The 16,441-nt window shown below is 68.8% G+C and carries 6 protein-coding genes, 1 tRNA gene and 2 rRNA genes (1 of these 9 only partly in view); 1 reads left to right on the top strand and 8 read right to left on the bottom strand.

The genetic code is table 11. The features are described from left to right. Window positions 1-105 precede the first annotated feature (105 nt). The 4 genes from AB8O64_RS26555 to AB8O64_RS26540 form a co-directional block, all read right to left on the bottom strand. Window positions 106-918: a helix-turn-helix domain-containing protein gene (locus AB8O64_RS26555; protein WP_370421741.1), complete on the bottom strand. Its 813-nt coding sequence runs from the start codon at window positions 916-918 to the stop codon at window positions 106-108. Between the two features lie 246 nt (window positions 919-1,164). Continuing rightward, the gene (locus tag AB8O64_RS26550) at window positions 1,165-3,984 is read right to left on the bottom strand and encodes a DNA translocase FtsK (protein WP_370421740.1); all 2,820 of its coding nucleotides are present in this window, start codon (window positions 3,982-3,984) and stop codon (window positions 1,165-1,167) included. A 191-nt stretch (window positions 3,985-4,175) separates the two neighbouring features. Beyond that, window positions 4,176-4,859 carry a response regulator gene (locus tag AB8O64_RS26545; protein WP_356453408.1) on the bottom strand — a complete coding sequence of 228 codons (684 nt, stop codon included), beginning with the start codon at window positions 4,857-4,859 and terminating at the stop codon, window positions 4,176-4,178. 274 nt (window positions 4,860-5,133) lie between these two features. Then, on the bottom strand, window positions 5,134-10,641 hold the full coding sequence (locus tag AB8O64_RS26540) for a HAMP domain-containing protein (RefSeq protein WP_370421739.1): 5,508 nt from the start codon (window positions 10,639-10,641) through the stop codon (window positions 5,134-5,136). Window positions 10,642-11,093: 452 nt separating this feature from the next. Between AB8O64_RS26540 and AB8O64_RS26535 the strand changes: the two genes are divergently transcribed. Beyond that, on the top strand, window positions 11,094-13,727 hold the full coding sequence (locus tag AB8O64_RS26535; protein WP_370421738.1) for a SpoIIE family protein phosphatase: 2,634 nt from the start codon (window positions 11,094-11,096) through the stop codon (window positions 13,725-13,727). Window positions 13,728-13,811: 84 nt separating this feature from the next. Here the strand turns inward: AB8O64_RS26535 and AB8O64_RS26530 are convergent. From AB8O64_RS26530 to AB8O64_RS26515, 4 genes are all read right to left on the bottom strand, one after another. Beyond that, a tRNA-Thr gene (locus tag AB8O64_RS26530) sits at window positions 13,812-13,884 on the bottom strand. An 82-nt stretch (window positions 13,885-13,966) separates the two neighbouring features. Beyond that, window positions 13,967-14,674 carry a DegT/DnrJ/EryC1/StrS family aminotransferase gene (locus AB8O64_RS26525; protein WP_370421737.1) on the bottom strand — a complete coding sequence of 236 codons (708 nt, stop codon included), beginning with the start codon at window positions 14,672-14,674 and terminating at the stop codon, window positions 13,967-13,969. 119 nt (window positions 14,675-14,793) lie between these two features. Next, a 5S ribosomal RNA gene (gene rrf / locus AB8O64_RS26520) occupies window positions 14,794-14,910 on the bottom strand. Window positions 14,911-14,983: 73 nt separating this feature from the next. Further along, window positions 14,984-16,441, bottom strand: a 23S ribosomal RNA gene (locus AB8O64_RS26515) (it continues 1,666 nt past the right edge of the window).

Genomic DNA, 16,441 nt, shown 5'->3' with positions numbered 1-16,441 from the left:
TACTTTGTCCCGGCACCACATCCGTTGCCACGTGTCCCCCGAGTGCGGAGAGCCTGGTCACCCGAAGGCTCGCCGCACAGGGTCGGCCGACCATGTTTACGCTGGTCAGCCCGTTTCGGGGTCACCCTTGGTGTAGCTCAGACGCTGAACCTGTCCGTCGTCACCCAGATCCTTGACCTCCTTGCCGTTCACGAACAGTTGCACGGCCCCGGCATTGCCCAGCACCAGGTCGATCCGCTTGTTGTCGGTGAAGGTCTTGGAAGCGCCCCGCTTGAGCACGCCCTCCTCGATCAGCTTGCCGTTGTGGTCCTTGGCGGACATCCACGTCTGGCCGTTCTCGGCGGTGAGCTTGACGGTGACCTTGTTGGCCGGGACGCCCGCGATGGCGCTGTCGGACGGTTCCGGTTTGGGGTCGGCGGGCTTGCTGGGGGCGGCCTCGGGGCTCTTCGGCGCGGGCTGCTTGCCGGAGGCCGTGTCGGCCGCGACGGAGCTGCTGTGACCACCCTTGCCGCCGCCGTTGAAGAGCGTGAAGCCGACGAAGCCGACGACGGCGACGATGGCGGCCACCATCGCGGCCGTCCAATTGGGCCGCCGGCGCTCGGGCCGCAGCCGCTCGGCCTCGAAGAGGGGGGCGGCGGGGGTGGGCGCGGGGCGGCCGCCGTGCTCGGCGTCGTACTGCGCGACGAGCGGGGCGGGGTCCAGGCCGACGGTCTGCGCCAGCACGCGGATGTGCCCCCGGGCGTAGACGTCGCCGCCGCAGCGGCTGAAGTCGTCCTGTTCGATGGCGTGCATGATCGGGATGCGCACGCGGGTGGTCGTGCTGACCTCGTCGACGGTCAGACCGGCGCTGATGCGGGCCTGCTGGAGGGCGCGGCCGATCGAGGGCCGGTCGTCCGCGGGGGAGTTGCCGATGGACACGTGGGCGCCTTTCGAGCGTGTAGCCACCTGCTGGAGGTTCAGTCTAGGGGGGATCCGAAAGGGTCGGGCAAGCGGGAAGCCGGACTTTGTACGCCATCGGAATGTTCTGCCGGGCCGGGCGTGGGACCTCCGGCGAACCGGGTGGTGGGACGCCCTGCGGAGCATCATCGCTCCCCCCTCTCCCTCAACGGGACCCGTCGCCGGGGGAAACGGTTGACCGGCTCGTTTTTCCGGTTTTCCGGCCGGCTAACCCTGGCCGTCCCCGCGGATCACCGCGAGCACGCCGTCGAGTTCCTCGGGCTTGACGAGCACGTCGCGCGCCTTGGAGCCCTCGCTCGGGCCCACGATGTTGCGCGACTCCATCAGATCCATGAGTCTTCCCGCCTTCGCGAAGCCCACACGCAGCTTCCGCTGGAGCATCGAGGTCGAGCCGAACTGGGTGGAGACGACCAGCTCGGCGGCCTGGCAGAGCAGATCGAGGTCGTCGCCGATGTCCTCGTCGATCTCCTTCTTCTTCGCCGTCCCCACGGTGACGTCGTCCCGGAAGACCGGCGCCATCTGGTTCTTGCAGTGCTGCACGACGGCCGCGACCTCGTCCTCGGTGACGAAGGCGCCCTGCATACGCACGGGCTTGCTCGCCCCCATCGGCAGGAACAGGCTGTCGCCCTTGCCGATGAGCTTCTCGGCGCCCGGCTGGTCGAGGATGACCCGGCTGTCGGCGAGCGAGGACGTGGCGAAGGCGAGCCGGGAGGGCACGTTCGCCTTGATCAGACCAGTGACGACGTCCACGGACGGGCGCTGGGTGGCGAGCACGAGGTGGATGCCGGCGGCACGGGCGAGCTGGGTGATGCGGACGATGGCGTCCTCGACATCACGCGGGGCGACCATCATCAGGTCCGCCAGCTCGTCCACGATGACCAGCAGGTACGGGTACGGCTGCAGCTCGCGCCCGCTGCCTTCGGGGGGCTTGACCTTCCCCTTGCGGATGGCGTCGTTGAAGTCGTCGATGTGCCGGAAGCCGAAGGCCGCCAGGTCGTCGTAGCGCAGGTCCATCTCGCGAACGACCCACTGCAGGGCCTCGGCGGCCCGCTTGGGGTTGGTGATGATCGGGGTGATCAGGTGCGGGATGCCCTCGTAGGCGGTCAGCTCGACGCGCTTGGGGTCGACGAGGACCATCCGGACGTCGTCCGGGGTCGCTCTTATCATCACCGAGGTGATCAGGCAGTTGATGCAGGACGACTTTCCGGAGCCGGTGGCTCCGGCGACCAGGACGTGCGGCATCTTCGCGAGGTTGGCCATCTCGTAGCCACCCTCGACGTTCTTGCCGAGGGCGACCAGCATCGGGTGGTCGTCCTCGGCCGCCGCGGCGAGCCGCAGCACATCGCCGAGGTTGACCATCTCGCGGTCGGTGTTCGGGATCTCGATGCCGACCGCGGACTTGCCGGGGATGGGGCTGATGATGCGCACGTCCGGGCTGGCGACGGCGTAGGCGATGTTCTTGGTGAGCGCGGTGATCCGCTCGACCTTGACGGCGGGGCCCAGCTCCACCTCGTAGCGCGTGACCGTCGGGCCGCGGGTGAAGCCGGTGACCGCGGCGTCGACCTTGAACTCCGCGAAGACGTTGGACAGGGAGGCCACTATGGCGTCGTTCGCGGCGCTGCGCGTCTTGCCGGGGCCGCCGCGCTCCAGCAGGTCCAGCGACGGCAGCGAGTAGGTGATGTCGCCCGCGAGCTGGAGCTGCTCGGCCCGCGCCGGGAGCCCGGGGGCGGGCTCGGGTGCCGGCTTGGTGAGGTCGGGCACGCTCCCGGTGGCGCTCTCCCCGCCCGCGGGTACCGCGTCGGCCTTTCCGCCGGACGCCGCCTTCCCGGTGCCGCGCGCGGTCGGAACCGCACCCGTCCGCTCCCGCTCGGCGGCGACGGCGCTGCTGAGCCCGGCGACGAGCGGCGACGGCTGCACACCGTGCAGCACGGCCCCGTCGAGCGAGGCCGCGGCGGCGGCCGCCACGTCCACCGCGTCCATGGGCCGGTCGCCCGGCGGCTCCACGGGTGTCCTGCGCGGCTTGCGGCGCTTGCTCAGCGCCTCTTCCTCGGCGCGCTCCGCGTCCGTGCCGCTCTCGGCCGCGGCCCGGTCCGCGGCGGTGCGTCGGGGCCGCCGCGCCGGTGCCTCGCGCCATTCGTCGTCGTACTCCCCCGAGTCGTACGTCCCGGACGCGAACGGATCGTGCTCCTCCGGTTCCGCTTCGACCAGGCCGAGCCGGATGCCGAGCAGCCGCAGCCGCTGCGGGATGGCGTTGACGGGCGTGGCCGTGACGACCAGCAGCCCGAAGAGGGTGAGCAGCACGAGCAGCGGTACGGCCAGCACCTCGCCGACGGTGAAGAGCAGCGGCTTCGCGGCGGCCCAGCCGATCAGACCGCCGGCGTCCTGCAGGGCCTCGGCGCCCTCGCCCCGGCCGGGCGACCCGCAGGCCACGTGGACCTGGCCGAGAACACCGACGACCAGCGCGGAGAGGCCGATGACGATGCGGCCGTTCGCCTCGGGCCGCTCGGGGTGGCGGATCAGCCGGACGGCGATGACGCCGATCAGTATCGGCACGAGCAGATCGAGCCGGCCGAAGGCACCGGTGACGAGCATCTTCACCAGGTCCCCGACCGGGCCTTCGAGGTTGGACCAGGTGCCGGCCGCGACGACGAGGCCGAGGCCGAGGAGGAGCAGTGCGAGCCCGTCCTTGCGGTGCGCGGGGTCGAGCCCCTTCGCGCCCCGCCCGACGCCGCGGAACACCGCGCCCACGGTGTGCGCCAGCCCGAGCCACAGGGCCCGTGCGAGGCGGTAGAGACCGCTGGTCGGGGAGGACGCGCGCTTGGGTGCCGCCTTGGCCGCGGCCTTCTTCGCGGGCTTCCGCGCGGGCGCCGCGGCCTTTTTGGCGGGCTTGGCGGGTGCGTTGCCCGCCGGCTTCGGCGGTGCCTTCTTCGCGGGTGCCTTCTTGGCCGCGCTCCCGGGGCGTCCGGCGCGCTGCTTCGAGGTGCCCGCCGTGCTCTGGGAACCCTTGCCGGACGTACGTGAGGCCATGGAGCCGAGATTACCGTCGTCGGGCGCGAGGGACACGTGCGCCCGGGCCTTCACCCATTCGTGTCGTCCCCCAGTGATATCGGGGGTGACGCTGCGTCAAAGGCCGGGCGGGCCCAGCGAGGACTCGCATGGGTCCCCGCACCGGCCGCCGGCCCGTGCTTCGGGGGCGTGACGCGCAGGGGCCGGAGAGGTCAGCTCGGCGCGGGCAGCGCGCTCGCCCCGCCGCCGGTGCCGGGCTCCAGCGCGTCCAGGGCCCGGCGCAGCCCGGTGAGCTTGCGCTCCAAGTGGGCGGCGGTGGCGACAGCGGCCGCGTCCGCGGACTCGTCGAGCTGTTTGGAGAGCGCCTCGGCCTGCTCCTCGACGGCGGCGAGCCGCGCGGAGAGTTCGGCGAGCAGCCCGGCGGGCTCCTGCGTCTCCGTCACCCCACTGCGGCCGGACTGGCCGTCGAGCTGGAGTCGCAACAGGGCGGCCTGCTCGCGCAGCTGGCAGTTCTTCATGTACAGCTCGACGAAGACCGAGACCTTGGCGCGCAGCACCCACGGGTCGAAGGGCTTGGAGATGTAGTCCACCGCGCCCGCGGCGTAGCCGCGGAAGGTGTGGTGCGGGCCGTGGTTGATGGCGGTGAGGAAGATGATGGGAATGTCCCGGGTCCGCTCCCGCCGCTTGATGTGCGCGGCGGTCTCGAAACCGTCCATGCCCGGCATCTGGACGTCCAGCAGGATCACTGCGAAGTCGTCCGTCAGCAGCGCCTTGAGCGCTTCCTCCCCTGACGATGCCCGTACCAGTGTCTGATCGAGCGCCGAGAGGATCGCCTCCAGCGCCAGCAGATTTTCCGGCCGGTCATCGACCAGGAGGATCTTGGCCTTCTGCACCATGCCCCGTCCTCCTCGCCCCGGCTTGGGGTCTCCCCGGCCCGAAGAGCCAGGGGAAGCACCGGGCGCCGCCCCAGGGGACGACTCCCTTGCGCCGCCCGTCCTTGTGCCGGTCATCGTAGCCGTACCCCGCCTGTCACCACACCCTGTCACCGCGATGTCACAGTGCACGTAGCAGAAACGCGGTGGGAGACCAGAAGGTTCCCCGAATACCGCGCTCCCACACGTCTTTGAGCACAGTCAGTCAGCAGACGCACAAAGAGTGACCAACCACCTGTCACTCAGCGCGCATCCACTGCTCCATCACCGTCAGCAGATGATCCGTGTCGACCGGTTTGGTGACATAGTCCGACGCCCCGGCATCGATGCTCTTCTCCCGGTCGCCCTTCATCGCCTTCGCCGTGAGCGCGATGATGGGCAGCCCCGCGAACTGCGGCATCCTGCGGATCGCCGCCGTCGTGGCATAGCCGTCCATCTCCGGCATCATGATGTCCATGAGCACCAGCACCACGTCGTCGTGCTGCTCGAGGACCTCGATGCCCTCCCGGCCGTTCTCCGCGTAGAGCACCGACAGCCCGTACTGCTCCAGCACGCTGGTGAGCGCGAAGACATTACGGATGTCGTCGTCGACGATCAGCACCTTCTCGCCGCTGAAGCCACCGCTGAAGCCGCTCGGCGCCGCATCCCGGCCCTCGCTCGGCGCCTCGTTCAGCCACGGCTCCTGCTGTGGGGACGCCGGCACGGGCGGAGCCTGCGGCGGCTGCGCCCCCGGGCCCGCCTCCTCGGCCCGTCCGGGCAGGGCCGGCCACGCCGCCCCCGCCGCCTGGGCCGCGCGCTGGCGGCGCAGAAGCAGCCCGGCGGCACCGCGCGCGGGCAGCTCGGCCCGGCCGTCACCGCCCGCGAGCTCGCTCCCCGCCATCAGCGCCTGCTGGCCGGCGGCCTGGCCGCCCGGTGCGAGCGGGTAGCCCTGCGGCGGCAGCTCGCCGGAGGTGAGCGGCAGATAGAGCGTGAAGGTGGAGCCGCGCCCGGGCTCGCTCGCCGCGTGGATCTCGCCGCCGAGCAGGCGCGCGATCTCCCGGCTGATGGAGAGCCCGAGCCCGGTGCCCCCGTACTTGCGGCTGGTGGTGCCGTCCGCCTGCTTGAACGCCTCGAAGATGACCCGCATCTTGCTGGCCGCGATACCGATGCCGGTGTCCGTGACGGAGAAGGCGATCAGATCGCCGTCGGCCTCGCGCAGCGAGCCCGCCTCCAGCAGCTGCTCGCGAATGGTGTCCGGGACATCGGCGCCGGCCGGCCGGATGACCAGCTCGACCGCGCCCGTGTCCGTGAACTTCACCGCGTTCGACAGCAGATTGCGCAGCACCTGCAGCAGCCGCTGTTCGTCGGTGTGCAGCGTCGCCGGCAGCTCCGGCGAGACGCGAACGGAGAAGTCGAGCCCCTTCTCCGCCGTCAGCGGCCGGAAGGTCGCCTCGACGTAGTCGACGAGCTGGACCAGGGCGATCCGGGTCGGGCTGACGTCCATCTTGCCCGCCTCGACCTTCGACAGGTCCAGGATGTCGTTGATCAGCTGGAGCAGATCGGAGCCCGCTCCGTGGATCGTCTCGGCGAACTCGACCTGCTTCGGGGAGAGATTGCCTTCCGCGTTGTCGGCGAGCAGCTTGGCGAGGATCAGCAGCGAGTTGAGCGGCGTGCGCAGCTCGTGCGACATGTTGGCCAGGAACTCGGACTTGTAGCGCATGGAGACCGCGAGCTGCTCGGCGCGCTCCTCCAGCACCTGCCGGGCCTCTTCGATCTCGGTGTTCTTGACCTCGATGTCGCGGTTCTGCCGGGCCAGCCGCTCGGACTTCTCCTCCAGTTCGGAGTTGGAGATCTCCAGCTCCTTCTGCCGGTTCTCCAACTCCAGCGACCGCTCGCGCAGTTGCTCGGCGAGCTCCTGCGACTGCTTGAGCAGCACCTCGGTCTTGGTGTTGACGCTGATGGTGTTGACGCTGGTGCCGATCATCTCGGCGATCTGGTTGAGGAAGTCCTTCTGGATCTGGGCGAACGGCTGGAAGGACGCCAGCTCGATCACACCGAGGATCTGCCCCTCGAACAGCACCGGCAGCACGATGACGTGCGCCGGCGGCGCCTCCCCCAGCCCGGAGGCGATCTTCAGATAGCCCGGCGGCACGTTCTCCACCAGGATGGTGCGCTTCTCCTGCGCCGCCGTCCCGATGAGCGTCTCACCGGGCCGGAAGGAGGTGGGCATCGAGCCCATCGAGTAGCCGTAGGAGCCGAGCATCCGCAGCTCGTACGCGTCCTCCTCGCCCTCGCTCTCCGGCAGGCCGGTCGGCATCGCGAGGAAGAAGGCACCGTGCTGCGCGGAGACCACGGGGGTCAGCTCGCTCATGATCAGCCCGGCGACGTCCTCCAGATCGCGGCGGCCCTGCATCAGACCGGAGATGCGGGCGAGGTTGCCCTTGAGCCAGTCCTGTTCCTTGTTGGCGAGGGTCGTCTCACGCAGGTTGGCGATCATCGTGTTGATGTTGTCCTGGAGCTCCAGGATCTCGCCCGCCGCGTCCACGTCGATCTTGAGGTTGAGGTCACCGCGGGTCACCGCGGTGGCGACCTCGGCGATGGCCCGGACCTGACGGGTCAGATTGCCCGCCATCTCGTTGACCGACTCGGTCAGGTCACGCCAGGTGCCGTCGACGTCGCGCACCCGGGCCTGGCCGCCCAGCTGCCCCTCGGTTCCCACCTCGCGGGCGACGCGGGTGACCTGGTCGGCGAAGGACGACAGCTGGTCGACCATCGTGTTGATGGTCGTCTTCAGCTGGAGAATCTCACCGCGCGCGTCGATGTCGATCTTCTTGGTGAGATCGCCCTGGGCGATGGCGGTGGTCACCATCGCGATGTTGCGGACCTGGCCGGTGAGGTTGGACGCCATCGAGTTCACGGACTCGGTGAGGTCCTTCCACGTACCGCTGACGCCCGGTACCCGGGCCTGGCCGCCGAGGATGCCGTCGGTGCCCACCTCACGCGCCACGCGCGTGACCTCGTCCGCGAAGGACGACAGCGTGGTCACCATGGTGTTGACGGTGTCGGCGAGCTGCGCCACCTCGCCGCGGGCCTCGACGGTGACCTTCTTGGTCAGATCGCCGTTGGCGACCGCGCCCGCGACCTGCGAGATGTTCCGCACCTGGCTGGTCAGGTTGTTGGCCATCAGGTTGACGTTGTCGCTGAGGTCCTTCCAGATGCCGGTGACGTCCCGCACCCGCGCCTGACCACCCAACTGGCCTTCCGTGCCCACCTCGCGGGCGACCCGGGTGACCTGCTCGGCGAAGTCCGACAGCTGGTCGACCATCGTGTTCACGGTGGTGACGAGTTCGAGGATCTCGCCCTTCGCGTCGACGGTGATCTTCTTCGACAGATCGCCCTTGGCCACGGCGGTGGTGACCTCGGCGATGTTGCGCACCTGCGAAGTCAGGTTGTTGGCCATGAAGTTGACGGACTGGGTGAGGTCCTTCCAGGTGCCGGAGACGCCCTGCACCTCCGCCTGGCCGCCCAGGATGCCCTCGGTGCCCACCTCGCGCGCCACGCGCGTGACCTGGTCGGCGAAGGACGACAGCTGGTCGACCATCGTGTTGAGGGTGTTCTTCAGCTCGAGGATCTCGCCGCGCGCATCGACATCGATCTTCTGCGACAGATCACCGCGCGCCACCGCCGTGGCGACCTGCGCGATGTTACGGACCTGGGCGGTCAGATTGCCCGCCATCCCGTTGACCGAGTCCGTCAGATCGCGCCAGACACCGGCCACGCCGGGCACCTGCGCCTGGCCGCCGAGACGGCCGTCCGTACCCACCTCGCGGGCGACGCGGGTCACCTGCTCGGCGAAGGCCGAGAGCTGGTCGACCATCGTGTTGATGGTGTTCTTCAGCTCCAGGATCTCGCCGCGCGCATCGACATCGATCTTCTGCGACAGATCACCGCGCGCCACCGCCGTCGTGACCTGCGCGATCTGCCGCACCTGCGAGGTGAGGTTGCCGGCCATGAAGTTGACCGAGTCGGTCAGCTCCTTCCAGGTGCCGCTGACGCCGTCCACCCGGGCCTGGCCGCCGAGCCGTCCCTCCGTGCCGACGTCCCGCGCCATCCGCGTGACCTGGTCGGCGAAGGACGACAGCTGGTCCACCATCGTGTTGACGGTGTTCTTCAGCTGGAGCATCTCGCCGGACACATCGACGGTGACCTTCTGCGACAGGTCGCCGTTGGCGACCGCCGTCGTCACCTGCGCGATGTTGCGGACCTGTCCGGTGAGGTTACGGAAGGCGGTGTTCACCGAGTCGGTGAGGTCCTTCCACGTCCCCGCCGCACCCGGCACCTGCGCCTGACCGCCCAGCTCGCCCTCGACACCGATCTCCCGTGCCACCCGCGTCACTTCGGCGCCGAAGGACTGGAGCTGGTCGACCATGGTGTTGACGGTGTTCTTCAGTTCCAGCATCTCGCCGGACACATCGACGGTGACCTTCTGGCCGAGGTCGCCGTTGGCGACCGCCGTCGTCACCTGCGCGATGTCCCGGACCTGCGTGGTGACGTTACGGAAGGCGGTGTTCACCGAGTCGGTGAGGTCCTTCCACGTCCCCGCCGCACCCGGCACCTGCGCCTGGCCACCGAGCAGACCCTCGGCGCCGACCTCGCTGGCGACCCGGGTCACCTCGTCGGCGAAGGTGCGCAGGGTCTCCGTCATCTGGTTGATCGTCTCGGCGAGCTGCGCGACCTCGCCGCGCGCGCTGACCGTGACCTTCTGCGACAGGTCGCCGTTGGCGACCGCCGTCGTCACCTGCGCGATCCCACGGACCTGGGCCGTCAGATTGCCGGCCATCAGATTGACCGAGTCGGTGAGGTCCTTCCAGACGCCCGCCACGCCGGGCACCTGCGCCTGGCCGCCCAGCTCGCCCTCGGTGCCCACTTCCCGCGCGACGCGGGTGACCTCGGAGGCGAACGAGGACAGCTGGTCGACCATCGTGTTGACGGTGTTCTTCAGCTCCAGCATCTCGCCGGCCACGTGCACGGTGACCTTGCGGGACAGGTCGCCCTTGGCGACCGCCGTCGTCACGAGCGCGATATCACGCACCTGGGCGGTCAGCCGGGACGCCATGGTGTTGACGGAGTCCGTGAGGTCCTTCCACGAACCCGACATTCCGCGCACCCGGGCCTGGCCGCCTAGCTTCCCCTCGGTCCCGACCTCGCTCGCCACCCGTGTGACCTCGTCGGTGAACGCCGACAGCTGGTCCACGAGACCGTTGACCGTGCGGCCCACCTTGAGGAACTCACCGCGCAGCGGGTGCGCCGAGCCGTCCGCACCCTGCGAGCGCAGGTCCATCCGCTGTTCCAGATCGCCCTCGGCGACCGCCGACAGCACCCGGCCCACCTCGGACACCGGCCGCACCAGGTCGTCCACCAGGGCGTTCGAGGCATCGATGGCCGCGGCCCACGCGCCCTCGCAGGCGCCGACCTCCAGCCGCTCCGTGAGTTTTCCCTCACGCCCGACCACCCGGCGCACCCGCGCCAGCTCGCCGGTCAGCTGCAGATTGCGGTCCGCGACTTCATTGAAGACCGCGGCGATCTCGGCCATCGCACCGTCACCCGAGACCGTCAGACGCTTACGGAAGTTCCCGTCCCGCATCGCCGCCAGGGCCGCCAGTAGCCGGTTCAGCGCCGCCGTATCCACTTGCGTCGTCCCATTGGTCCGGGATCGTCCGCCTTTCGCGCGCGTGCTCACGCCCCGCGCCGCTGCGCCAGACTCCACCGTGTCCCTCCCGCAGGGTCGATCATCCTTGTCGGGCCTACCTCAGCTTCCCAGTCTTTCACCCCGGCCCGCAGAAGAGGTTGCCAGTTGGAGCGTAACCACACCCCGGAGAAGTCGTTGAAGAATACGGGGCAGGGGCTGCCCACCGTCACGGCCATAAGTCCGGCGAAAGCCCTGGCCAAGGGGGTCGTCACCATAAGTGTCCCGGCGCGCACCGCGCCGGACGCCCCTTTCTGCCGCCGATCACGGCGCGGGGTTTGAGTGGGCCGTGCGGGGGGATACGCAAGGTCGTCGGATCGCGTCCACTCCCACGTCCTTCCCGACGCCATCCCTGCCTCCGTTTCCGAAATACACGACTCTGTTCCACATCGCCCGGGCCGACGGTTTAGCCTGGCGAACGAATCGAGGCCATCGGAAACGGGCACAGGACTCGGGGGAGCGATGAGAGGCCAATGGGGAGTGCTGTGATCACCGCGCGGGCTGCCGCCACTTTCGAGCCGGTCGGGCGCTCGGTAGCCTCCGCCCGTTCCTTCGTCCGGGACACCCTCCAGGGGTGGGGCTTCCCCGACGTCATCGACGACGCCGTCGTCCTCACCAGCGAGCTCGTCACCAACGCCGTGGTCCACGCCGGTACCGCCGCCGACGTCCTGTGCGTCCGCCTGGACACCGGGGTGCGGGTGGAGGTCGCCGACCGCTACCCCGAGCGCGAGCTGCCGCTGCAGAGCCCCGGCCGTCACTTCGGCGGCGTCGACCGCGAGGGGGGCCGGGGGCTGTTGCTGTGCTCCGCCCTCGCCGGCCGCTGGGGCGTCGAGTACAGCGCCACCCACAAGAAGGTGTGGTTCCAGCTCGACCTCCCCGACCGCCCGGCCGGCACCCGCTCCGCGGGCCCGGCGCTGCCCGTCGAGGCCCTGCCGCTGGCCGACGCCCGGGTGCGCGTCGCCGTCATCCAGATCGACCGCGCCGGCGGCATCAGCGCCTGGAACGACGACGCCCAGGATCTCTTCGGCTTCCCCGCCGACCAGGTGATGGGCAAGCCGCTCACCGACTTCGCCGCCTGGCCGCACACACCCGGCACCTCGACGGGCATCGCCGACGCCCTGCTCCTCTCCCGCTGGGAGGGCTCCTACGGCATAAGGGGCGAGGACGGCCGGATCGTCCCCGTCTACGCCTCCCACCTGCGCGTCCGTGACAACGTGGGCGCCCCCTCCACCGTCTGTCTGCTCGTTCGCGACGAGGAGCGCGCGGTGCTGCAGAGCCCGCAGCGCTCCCCCGTCACCGACTCCTCCTCCAACGACCGGGGCACCGCCACCGACCCGTTCGAGGTCTTCATCGGCTCCCCCGCCCCGGACGACCTCGACGGCCTTCTCCAGCGCACCGTCGAGCGGGCCCGTGACATGCTCGACGGCGACTCCGCCTATCTGCTGCTCGCCACCGACGACGAGACGGAGCTGGAGGTCCGCGCCTCCACCGGTCTGCCGTCCGCCCGCCAGCGGTTCGCCCGCGTGCCCGTCGAGGCCGGCACGGGCCGCTACGGCTCGGCCCGGATGCCCGCCGTCCACGACGACCTCAGTGCCGTCCCGGGCGCCGTCCCGCTGCTCGCCAACACCGGCATGCGCTCGGTCGTCACCGTGCCCCTGAAGGTCGAGGGCCGCCTCACCGGCTCGCTCGGCGTGGCCGCCGAGGCCCCCGGTCGCTACGGCAACGAGGAGGCACTCCGCCTCCAGTTCGCCGCCGACCGCATCGCGCTCGCCGTCGAGTCCGCCCGCCTGGGCGAGCTGGAGCGACTGCGCCGCGGTTCGCTGTCCTTCCTCGTCGAGGCCTCCGACCTGCTCGCCGGCACCCTGGACCGGGACCAGACGCTCGCCCTGATGGCCCAGATGACCGTCCCGACCCTCGCCACCTGGTGCGCCGTCTACACCATCGCCGACCAGTCCTCCGAGCCCGAGCTGTCGTATGTGCTCCACGAGGACGAGGACCGCATCGACGGCCTCAAGGCCCTGCTGTCCAAGGTCGCCCCGCCCGACCCGGTGCCCACCCCCGGCGCCCGGATCTGGACCGCCCCCTCCGAGGCGGCCCACTCCGCCGCCCTGCGCAGCTCGCTGCGCAGCCTCGGTCTCGGTGACGCCGGCGGGCACACCCCCGGCCCCGGCACCTCGCTCGCCACAGCGGCGGCCGTCGGCGGCGAGACCGTCGTGCTGCCCCTGGTGGCCCGCAACCGCGTCATCGGCATGCTCACCCTCGGCAAGCCGACCGACGACCACTTCCGTCAGGAGATCCTGGAGCTCGCCGAGGACCTCTCCCGCCGAGCGGCCCTCGCGCTGGACAACGCACGCCTCTACAGCGAGCGCACGGCCATCAGCCAGTCCCTCCAGCGCAGCCTGCTGCCGCCCGAGCTGCCGGATGTCCCGGGCGTCGAGGTCGAGGTCATCTACCGCGCGGCGGGAGAGGGCAACGAGGTCGGCGGCGATTTCTACGACCTCTTCCCCATCCGCGACGGCGCGTACGGCTTCGCGATCGGCGATGTCTGCGGGACGGGCCCGGAGGCCGCGGCCGTCACCGGCCTGGCCCGGCACGCGCTGCGTCTCCTCGCCCGTGAGGGCTTCGGCGGCCCCGCGGTCCTGGAGCGGCTGAACGCCGCCATCCTCGACGAGGGCGCCCGCAGTCGTTTCCTCACGCTGCTCTACGGGGAGCTGTGGCCCCAGCACGACGGCAGCGCGGTCCTCAAGGTCGTCTGTGCCGGGCACCCGCTGCCGCTGCGTCTTCGCCAGGACGGCACGGTCGAGCCGGCGGCGACCCCGCAGCCGCTGCTGGGCGTCATGGAGGACCTCGAGCTGTACGAGCAGACGATCACTCTCGACCCCGGGGACGTCCTGCTGTGTGTCACGGACGGCGTCACCGAGCGCCGTGAGGGTTCGCGCATGCTGGGCGACGACGGTCTGACGGATGTTCTGACCACGTGTACGGGACTCACCGCGGGAGCGGTGGCGGCGCGCATCCTCCGTGCGGTGGAGCGCTTCGCCGCGGAACCCGCCTCGGACGACATGGCGATTCTCGCCATGCGCGTTCCGGAGCCGCAGGATTCCTGACCGGGCCGGGGGGCACCCCCCGGCCTTCCGAACTGCGCGTACGAGAAAGGCCCCCGCCATCAGGCGGGGGCCTTTCTCTGTATGAGCCCCAATACGGAATCGAACCGTAGACCTTCTCCTTACCATGGAGACGCTCTACCGACTGAGCTATTGGGGCCGGTGCAACGAGATAAAGCATACCCGACTCTCGCACGTGCTTTTGACCATCCGTGCGTGTGGCCATCCGCGCTGTGGACCGGCTAGGCGGCCATGGGCAGCAGACCGCCGAGCGCGTTGCACGCCGATACCACCCGTTGCAGTTCCCGCCGTGTCATCCCCGCGTCGATGGGCAGCGCGAGGCACTCGTCGGCGGCCCGCTCCGTCTCCTCCAGCCACAACTCCCGCCTGAACGCCGGTGTCCGGTGGACCGGTGTCTGTACGGGCACCTGGCATCGCACTCCCCGGGCTCGTAGGGCCCGCGCGAACGCGTCCCGGTCCGGCCGGCCGTTTCCGGGCACGCGCACGACGTACGAGTGGTAGCGGTGCTCCACACCGGGTGCCGTGGGCGGCGTCAGAACTCCCGTCAGGCGGGCGTCCAGATAGGCGGCGTTGGCCTGTCGGGCGGCGAGGGAGGCCCGGGTGGCGTCGTGCTCGGCCGTGTCCTCCTGGTCGCTTCCGTCGTGTTCGATGACGAGCAGGCCGTGTGCGCGGGCGACGGCCCGCAGCCCGGCGTGGTCCACGGGGTGTCCGAAGAGGGGTACGGGCACGATGACCGCGGTTCGCGAGGTCACCGCCCTGGTGACGGCGGCCGGATCGAGGCAGAAGCTCCGCGGGTCGATGTCCGCGAAGACGGGCAGTGCCCCGGCCGCCCGAACGGCCTCGGCCGCCTCCGTGGTGGCGTACGAGGGCACGATGGCCTCGGCGCCTGATCCGACCCCTGCCGCTGTCAGCAACTCCGCAGTCCCCATACCTGCGGATGGTGGCGGCGCGACGTGAACGCGGGGTGACGCTCCGCACCGCATCGGGAAAACAAAAAAGCTCTGTTATCTGAACCGAAGTTCAGATAACAGAGCTTTTTTGAATAATTGTTCGGCGGCGTCCTACTCTCCCACACGGTCCCCCATGCAGTACCATCGGCGCTGAAAGGCTTAGCTTCCGGGTTCGGAATGTAACCGGGCGTTTCCCTAACGCAATGACCACCGAAACTCTATGAAATTAACCAACCGGAACACAACACGGTCGTTACTTCAGAACCTACACAGTGGACGCGAGCAACTGAGGACAAGCCCTCGGCCTATTAGTACCAGTCAGCTCCAACCGTTACCGGTCTTCCACACCTGGCCTATCAACCCAGTCGTCTACTGGGAGCCTTAACCCCTCAAAGGGGGTGGGAATACTCATCTCGAAGCAGGCTTCCCGCTTAGATGCTTTCAGCGGTTATCCCTCCCGAACGTAGCCAACCAGCCATGCCCTTGGCAGGACAACTGGCACACCAGAGGTTCGTCCGTCCCGGTCCTCTCGTACTAGGGACAGCCCTTCTCAATATTCCTACGCGCACAGCGGATAGGGACCGAACTGTCTCACGACGTTCTAAACCCAGCTCGCGTACCGCTTTAATGGGCGAACAGCCCAACCCTTGGGACCGACTCCAGCCCCAGGATGCGACGAGCCGACATCGAGGTGCCAAACCATCCCGTCGATATGGACTCTTGGGGAAGATCAGCCTGTTATCCCCGGGGTACCTTTTATCCGTTGAGCGACGGCGCTTCCACAAGCCACCGCCGGATCACTAGTCCCGACTTTCGTCCCTGCTCGACCCGTCGGTCTCACAGTCAAGCTCCCTTGTGCACTTACACTCAACACCTGATTGCCAACCAGGCTGAGGGAACCTTTGGGCGCCTCCGTTACTCTTTAGGAGGCAACCGCCCCAGTTAAACTACCCACCAGACACTGTCCCTGATCCGGATCACGGACCCAGGTTAGACATCCAGCACGACCAGAGTGGTATTTCAACGACGACTCCACACACACTGGCGTGCATGCTTCACAGTCTCCCACCTATCCTACACAAGCCGAACCGAACACCAATATCAAGCTATAGTAAAGGTCCCGGGGTCTTTCCGTCCTGCTGCGCGAAACGAGCATCTTTACTCGTAGTGCAATTTCACCGGGCCTATGGTTGAGACAGTCGAGAAGTCGTTACGCCATTCGTGCAGGTCGGAACTTACCCGACAAGGAATTTCGCTACCTTAGGATGGTTATAGTTACCACCGCCGTTTACTGGCGCTTAAGTTCTCAGCTTCGCCTGGACGAATCCAAGCTAACCGGTCCCCTTAACGTTCCAGCACCGGGCAGGCGTCAGTCCGTATACATCGCCTTACGGCTTCGCACGGACCTGTGTTTTTAGTAAACAGTCGCTTCTCGCTGGTCTCTGCGGCCACACCCAGCTCAGAGGGTAAACCTCATCACCAGACATGGCCCCCCTTCTCCCGAAGTTACGGGGGCATTTTGCCGAGTTCCTTAACCATAGTTCACCCGAACGCCTCGGTATTCTCTACCTGACCACCTGAGTCGGTTTAGGGTACGGGCCGCCATGAAACTCGCTAGAGGCTTTTCTCGACAGCATAGGATCATCCACTTCACCACAATCGGCTCGGCATCAGGTCTCAGCCTTAATGTGTGACGGATTTGCCTATCACACGGCCTACACCCTTACCCCGGGACTACCACCGCCC

It is taken from the genome of Streptomyces sp. QH1-20 (assembly GCF_041283565.1).
In the GTDB taxonomy this organism is placed as follows: Bacteria; Actinomycetota; Actinomycetes; order Streptomycetales; family Streptomycetaceae; genus Streptomyces; species Streptomyces syringius.
The sequence above is the reverse complement of the archived record's forward strand: the minus strand, read 5'-3'. Positions and strand labels throughout refer to the sequence as shown.

Bases quoted from the DNA above. Each gene is read 5' to 3' on its own strand.
- AB8O64_RS26525 (WP_370421737.1), bottom strand. From the start codon at position 14,674: ATGGGGACTGCGGAGTTGCTGACAGCGGCAGGGGTCGGATCAGGCGCC.
- AB8O64_RS26550 (WP_370421740.1), bottom strand. From the start codon at position 3,984: ATGGCCTCACGTACGTCCGGCAAGGGTTCCCAGAGCACGGCGGGCACC.
- AB8O64_RS26545 (WP_356453408.1), bottom strand. From the start codon at position 4,859: ATGGTGCAGAAGGCCAAGATCCTCCTGGTCGATGACCGGCCGGAAAAT.
- AB8O64_RS26535 (WP_370421738.1), top strand. From the start codon at position 11,094: ATGGGGAGTGCTGTGATCACCGCGCGGGCTGCCGCCACTTTCGAGCCG.